The following is a 6,588-nucleotide window of genomic DNA, read 5'->3' on the forward strand; positions in this document are numbered from 1 at the left end:
ACGGAAGCTCCGCTGCAGCACCAACCGCATCACCGCGATCGTCCAGGCCATACTCGTCCTCCATCACGCGTCAGCATGAGGTTGGAAAAGGCTCAATGGCCGGGCACGCTGGTCCGTGATGATGCGGCTGCCCATCTTGACTACCGGGTTTCCGTCGAGACCGGGTCGAGGTAGAAGAGGCACTGGACCGCGTTGAATTCGCCCACCTCGGCGACGAAGCGGAACTTGTCGCCTGCGGCGACGGTGGCGGGGATCTTCTCGCCGGTCAGTTTCAGGTCGGAGATGGTGACATCCGCGTACTTGAAGGACGGGCCGACCGTCGTCTGCGGTCCCTCGTCGCCTGGACCGAGGAGGAAGTGGTAGCCGGTGGAGTAGCGCGCCATGTGTCGGATCGAGCCGTTGAACGCGACCGTCCGGCCCTCATGCCTGGTCGCGAAGTCCAGGTTCGTGGCATCGCATGTGTCCGCCGTCAGCAGTGCCGCGAACTCCGGGTTTTTCTCAGGCGTGATCACCTCAGCGACAGCCGACTCGGCCGCGGTTGGAGTCGGCATAGCGGAAGGCTTCTCGTTCGCAGCGGCCGTCGACTTGTCCGACTCGGCCTTCTTCTCGCCTCCGTCGCTGAGCGCAGACGCAACGCCGATGACGATGGTCAGGACCACGAGGACGGCGGCCCCCGCACCGATCAGGAGCCACGGCTGCGGCTTCTTCGGCCGACGGAAGTCGAGGGTGGAGCGAAGTGTGCCCGGGACCTGTCCCACGAGCTCCCAGCCATCCTTCTGTATCTTCGAGATCACCAAGCCGTCGGTGCCGCGAACTGTCCGCACAGTCTTGTACTCGTACTTGATCTCGTCGGCCATGCGGCTCCGCGCCCCCTGAATGAACTGTTCATACCAACTGCCTCGCGAGCATAAGGGACTCCGCGAGGAACTTGGCATCACCGACGTCACCCTCGGCCCCGAGTTCGCGATGCGGACCGAGGAGCACTCTGTCGGAGGCAAGCCGGCCCGCCGGGTCGAACGCTGCTTCGTGACGGCTGTGGCGCCGAACACCGTCGATCCCGCACTTGCCACCCACCGGGATGTGATCCGTGCCCGGCACTGGTGGTCCATCACTCGCCCACCTGCGGGTGGGACACACTCCCCCAGCCTCCGGCCAGGGGCACCCCCAAGGCTCGGCTCGCTGCCGGATTCGGCGTCGGCCGCAGCGTGAAGCGTTCACCGTCAAGGGTGGTTGTGCTGCGGTCATGTACTCACGGTGGCGTGTCGTGGCCTAGCGTGACCAGTGGTGACGCGCCGACGTGAACCCTTCGTACGCGGCGGCACACGACGGTGTACGGAGCGGCCGGGGAACGGCACGGGAAGAGGCGCGGGACATGACGAGCGTGCGGGACGAAGAGACGGGCCAGGGACAGGCGGCGGTGCCGGTACCGGTGCAGGGCGGCCAGGGACAGGGGAGCGGGAGCCGGAGGCCCGGGGACGAGCCGGGGGCGGGGGTGGTGACCGCGTTCGGGCGGCAGTTGAAGCTGCTGCGGATCCGAGCGGGCCTGGAGCGACCGGAGTTCGGCAAGCGGGTGGGGTACTCGCCGGAAACGGTGGCCTCCATCGAGCAGGGGCGGCGGATTCCGCAGGCGGGGTTCATCGAGAAGGCGGATGAGGTGTTGGGGGTTGGGGGCGTGCTCAACGCCCTGAAGGAGGAGGTGGGGAAAGCTCACTATCCGGCGTTCTTCCGGGATGCGGCACGACTGGAAGCAGACGCGCAGGAGCTGTTCCTGTATGCAATGCAGGCGGTACCAGGACTCTTGCAGACTGAGGAGTACACCCGTGCCCTGCTCGCAATGCGGCGCCCCTTGCTGGATGAGGCGACGATTGAACAGCGTGTGGCCGCACGTCTGTCGCGCCAAGAGGTCTTCGGTAGCTGGCCGTCGCCGCTGACGAGCTTCGTGATCGAGGAAGCGGTGTTGCACAAGCCGTTCGGCGGTGCCGAGGTGTTGAGGGGCGTCCTGGAGAACATCCTGCTGGTCGGGCACAAGCGCAACGTGGAGATCCAGGTCATGCCGAATGACCGGGAGGACAACGCCGGTGTCGATGGCCCGTTCACGCTCATCACGCCAAAGAAGGGCGACCAGATTGCTTACCTGGAGGTCCAGGGGCGCAGCATCCTGGTGACTGACCGGGATGAAGTGCGAGCCATCTCGGCACGTTATGGGATCATCCGAAGCCAGGCTCTCGCCCCGAGAGAGTCCCTGGGATTCGTAGAGAAGGTGCTGGGAGAGCTATGAACACGGGTGAGTCGTTCCCTCCTACGTCGGAGGCCACGTGGTTCAAGAGCAGTTACAGCAGCGGCGAAGGCGGGGAATGCCTGGAAGTCGCATGGAAGAAGAGCAGCTACAGCGGTGCTGAGGGCGGCGAATGCGTCGAGATCGCCGAGGCACGTGGAGCGGTGCTGATCCGGGACTCGAAGCGAACTAGTGGTCCCATCCTTGCCGTTGGTACAGAGGCATGGGCCGGGTTCGTGGAGATGACCGCCGGGCGCTGACCGGCGGCGGATGCACGAAAGGAGGGGTCCGGCTGACGCCGGGCCCCTCCTCCGTCTCAGAAGTCGTCCAGACCTTCCTCGCTGCGGATCATCCGCCAGGCCGCGCGGCGAGCGCTGCGGTCGAGGTTGGACTTGAACTCGCGGTCGGCGCCGAAGTAGCGCTTGCCGAGGGTGTCGATGGTGGACACGTGATCCATCATGTTCTCCTCGAACTTCTTGTCGTAGACGAGGCCGAAGTTCTCCTCGTCGTTGACGACGGCGGCGGCGCGGACCTTCGGGTCCTCGTTGGTGAGGTTGAAGACGGGCAGAAGATCCGTCTCGGTGAAGTCCGTGCCGAACTTGGCGTTGAACTTGTCGATCAGTTCGGACAGCAGGGACTTCTCGTCGTCCTTGGCCCCGCCCACGCCGTCGCCGAAGCCATTGAGTTCGGCGGCGCCCTCGGGGGTGAGGGCCACGTCGTGCTCGCCGGTCTTCTCGACGCGCAGGTGGCTCAGGTCGACCTCGCCTATGTCCACGCCACCGTCGGCCCGGCGGGGGAGGCGGTTGAGGAGGTAGCGGCCGTAGAGGTGCAGCCGCTCCAACTCGGGGTCGCGGTACGGCACGATCTGCGCGAGGAAGCCGTACTTGCGGACGTAGTCGTTGAGGTGGGCGCGGAACTCCTCCGCCGTCTCGACGTCGTCCTCCTCCTCGCTGTCCATCAGCGCGGTGAAGCGGGTGACGGCGGGGGAGAGGAGCCGGTACAACTCCGCGTGCAGCTTCTCCCACTTGGCCTGGGAGCCGCCCGCCTTCTCCTTCGCCTCGAAGTAGGCCTGGGCGAACTCGTCCATGTCCTGCTCCGAGATGATCGGCGCGGACATGACCCGGCTCTGGGCCGTGTAGAGGAGGTTGGGGTCGGAGGGGAGGGTGTGCGCCTCCTCGAAGTACGGGCGGAACGCCTCCTGGATGTCCTCGGCCTCGTTGACGAAGTCCAGGACGGCGAGGTCCGCCTGCGCCTTGCGTTCGGCCGTGCGGTTGAGGCGGGAGAGGGTCTGCACGGCCGCGATGCCGGTCAGCGTCTTGTTGACGTACATGGTGGTGAGGAGCGGCTGGTCGAAGCCGGTCTGGTACTTCTCGGCGACGACCAGAATCCGGTACTCCTGCTGCCCCTTACCGCCGGCCTTCACAGCCTTGTCGTCGGCGCGGGCGTACCCGAACGCCTTCGGCAGCCCGCTCTCGGACAGCCCGCCGTTCTCCTTGCTCTCGGTGGTCTCCTTACCGTCGATGGTGAGGGAACCGGAGAAGGCGACGAGGACGCCGAGGTCCGGGTACTTGGTGTCGTACTCGCGGTCCTTGATGTAACTCCGGATGGCGCGGGCCATCTGCACGGCGGAGTGCCGCGAAGCGGTGACCACCATCGACTTGGCCCGTCCGCCGAGCCGACCGCGGGTGTGGGCGACGAAGTGCTCGACGATCACCGTGGCGTGCTGGGACACGGTGTGCTCGTGCATGAGGGCGAACCGGGCGAGGTGGCTGTTCGCCTTGGAGGGGTCGACCTCCTTCTCGTCGCGGTTCAGGTTCGCGAGCTTCCAGTAGGTGTTGTACGTGACGTAGTTGCGCAGCGGGTCGAGGATGAAGCCTTCCTCGATGGCCTGGCGCATGGAGTACGTGTGGAAGGGGCGGTAGACGGACTCGCCGTTCTCCGTGCCCTCCGTGCCGAAGAGTTCGAGGGTCTTGGCCTTCGGGGTAGCGGTGAACGCGAAGTAGGAGAGGTTCGCGGCCTGCGAGCGCTCCACCGCTTTCGCCTTCAGCTTGGCGTCCACGGTGAGCGTGGTCGCGCCCGCGTCGTCCGTGTCGGCGTCCAGACCGAGGTCCCGCAGCGCGGACTTCACGGCGGTGGCGGCGTCTCCCGACTGCGAGGAGTGCGCCTCGTCGACGACGATCGCGAAGCGGCTGCCCTTGATCTCGGTCGGATTGCGCTTGACGTAGTCGAGCAGGGCGGGGAACGAGTGCAGGGTGACCGTGACGATCTTGCCGGTGTCCCGGGAGAGGGCGCGGGCGAGTTGCTCGCTCTTCGCGCCGTGCTTCTCGTCGACCTTCACGACCAGGCCGTCGGTCTGCGAGAAGTTGCCGACTGTTTCCCGGAGCTGGGCGTCCAGGTTGCGGCGGTCGGTGATGACGATGACCTTGTCGAAGACCGGTTCGCCGGGCGTGATGCGCTGGTTGGCGAGCGCCTCTGGGTCGAGCGCGGTCGCGTCCGTGTCGGCGTGCAGGTCGCTCAGGCGGTGGGTCAGCCAGCCGATGGTGTTCGACTTGCCGGAGCCGGCGGAGGCCATGACGAGGTAGTTCTGACCGGCGCCGTGCGTGGCCGCGTGCGCGGTCAGCTTCTTGACCACGTCCCACTGGTGGAAGCGCGGGAAGATCGTCGACTTGGTGCTGCCGCCGCCGGGCGTCTTGTGCTTCTGCTGGTGTACGAAGCGCTGGAGGAGGTCCAGCCAGTTGTCCCGCTGCCAGACGTGTTCCCAGAGGTACGACGTGGCGTACGTGCCGTGGAGGGTCGGTGCGGGGTTGCCGGCGCCGCCGGGCTGACCGGGGCCGTTCGAGCCCGTGTTGAAGGGCAGGAACTGGGTGCTCTTGCCGCGCAGTTGCGTCGTGACGAACACCAGGTCCGGGTCGACGGCGAAGTTCGCGATGACCCGGCGGGTGAAGATCAGCTCGGTCGGGTCGCGGTCGATCCGGTACTGCTCTTTGGCCTGGTCGACGCCCTGTCCGGTGAGCGGGTTCTTCAACTCGGCCGTGGCGACCGGGATGCCGTTGAGGAACAGGGTCAGGTCGAGCCGATGACCCCAGTCGGCCTGCTTGGTGGCGTAGGGGAGTTCCCGGACGACGGTGAGGCGGTTGGCCCGATAGCCGTCGAGGACCGAGTCCGCAGAGATCAAGTTCGGCTTGAAGTAGGCGACGCGGAGCCGGACTCCGCGATCCTTGACCCCGTTCCGGAGGACATGCAGCAGCCCGTCATCGGCGATGGCCCGGTCGAGCCGCTGGGCGAAGCCGCGCTGGGCCTCGTTGGGGTCGCCGCCGTAGACGGTGAGGAGGTCGTCCCACTCGTCGGGCTGGGTCTTGCCGAGGAAGGTGTACAGCTCGTTGGTGTCGAGTCCGAGGTCGGCCTGGTAGTCGCTCGGGCTGGCCTCCCGCCAACCGTGTTCGCAGAGCGCCGCAACAATGGCAGCCCCGAAGGACGACTCGTCGTGCACGGGGCTCATACGGCGACTCCTTCAGTTACGTTGCGGCCGCTAGCGGAGGTTACGTCGAACTGGCCGGTTACGGCGGCGGTGATAAGGGCTTGGCGGCGTTCTGCCAGCAGCATGAGCTGTCTGTTGAGGAGTGCTCGCACCGCCGAGGTCGCCTGAAGTTCCGCTTTTACCTTATCAACCAGGTTGAGCTGTGTTTCCATGGGTGGCAGCGGGATGGGGAATCCTAGAATTTTGCTACTATTCGTGGAAGCTAGATTTGTTGTTCGGCTTCCTGTGCTCTCGAAATAGCAGCGGCCGTGCATTGTTTGAGTCATAAGCGCCAAGTATTTGCCGTTGAGGGTGGATTCATCGGGTCGCAGGGCGAAGACATGATTCTGATGTAGGCATTGGGGAATTTCACCACTCCAAACAGTGCCTCTGCCCAACTTGTCGAGGTCGCCCCCTTCCGTCATGAGCACGTCACCGGGGCGGAGTGTGCTGCGTTCTGCGACCTTGCGCGGAACGGTAATCTCTGTGACTGAATCTAGCGCTACTCGACCCGCTTGCACATTGGCCACTCGAAGGTAGGGGCGCGTCACCGTGTCTCCGGTTGCAATGCGGCTGCCGTTGACCGTAATGCCATTTTGAAGGCGACAGATGTACCCCAACTTGACCAGCGGGCGATCTGAAGTGATATTGGGCAACCAGGGAAAAGGGGCCTTCTTCGTTCCGTGAAGTTGGGCAAGGGTCAATGGCCATGAGTTAACGATCTACATGTGATGATCTTCGGGTGGAGCGAGCTGAGGGTGGGGCCGCGAGGCGGCTGACGGATGACGTGTCGATC

5 protein-coding genes are annotated in these 6,588 nt (G+C 65.3%); 2 read left to right on the forward strand and 3 right to left on the reverse strand.

Annotation, left to right across the window (positions count from 1 at the left end):
* Window positions 1-140: 140 nt before the first annotated feature.
* A complete protein-coding gene (locus tag ACFYQA_RS38905) occupies window positions 141-857 on the reverse strand; it encodes a DUF4839 domain-containing protein (protein WP_388928494.1) in 717 nt (238 codons plus the stop codon).
* A gap of 515 nt (window positions 858-1,372) precedes the next feature.
* On the opposite strand from ACFYQA_RS38905, the gene ACFYQA_RS38910 reads away from it, so the two are divergent.
* Both ACFYQA_RS38910 and ACFYQA_RS38915 read left to right on the forward strand, forming a co-directional pair.
* A complete protein-coding gene (locus ACFYQA_RS38910; protein ID WP_388928496.1) occupies window positions 1,373-2,278 on the forward strand; it encodes a helix-turn-helix domain-containing protein in 906 nt (301 codons plus the stop codon).
* Window positions 2,275-2,535, forward strand: coding sequence for a DUF397 domain-containing protein (locus tag ACFYQA_RS38915; RefSeq protein WP_388928498.1), 261 nt, complete (start codon window positions 2,275-2,277; stop codon window positions 2,533-2,535). The genes ACFYQA_RS38910 and ACFYQA_RS38915 overlap by 4 nt, the downstream gene beginning before the upstream one ends.
* 56 nt (window positions 2,536-2,591) lie before the next feature.
* Here the strand turns inward: ACFYQA_RS38915 and ACFYQA_RS38920 are convergent, their stop codons facing one another.
* A complete protein-coding gene (locus tag ACFYQA_RS38920) occupies window positions 2,592-5,774 on the reverse strand; it encodes a type I restriction endonuclease subunit R (RefSeq protein ID WP_388928500.1) in 3,183 nt (1,060 codons plus the stop codon).
* Entirely contained in the window at window positions 5,771-6,496 is a 726-nt protein-coding gene (locus ACFYQA_RS38925; protein WP_388928502.1) for a hypothetical protein, read from the reverse strand. Before ACFYQA_RS38925 ends, ACFYQA_RS38920 begins: the two co-directional genes overlap by 4 nt.
* Between the last annotated feature and the right edge of the window lie 92 nt (window positions 6,497-6,588).

The organism is Streptomyces sp. NPDC005774, from assembly GCF_042871645.1.
GTDB lineage: Bacteria > Actinomycetota > Actinomycetes > Streptomycetales > Streptomycetaceae > Streptomyces > Streptomyces pratens.

Bases quoted from the DNA above. Each gene is read 5' to 3' on its own strand.
- ACFYQA_RS38905 (WP_388928494.1), bottom strand. From the start codon at position 857: ATGGCCGACGAGATCAAGTACGAGTACAAGACTGTGCGGACAGTTCGC.
- ACFYQA_RS38915 (WP_388928498.1), top strand. From the start codon at position 2,275: ATGAACACGGGTGAGTCGTTCCCTCCTACGTCGGAGGCCACGTGGTTC.
- ACFYQA_RS38920 (WP_388928500.1), bottom strand. From the start codon at position 5,774: ATGAGCCCCGTGCACGACGAGTCGTCCTTCGGGGCTGCCATTGTTGCG.
- ACFYQA_RS38910 (WP_388928496.1), top strand. From the start codon at position 1,373: ATGACGAGCGTGCGGGACGAAGAGACGGGCCAGGGACAGGCGGCGGTG.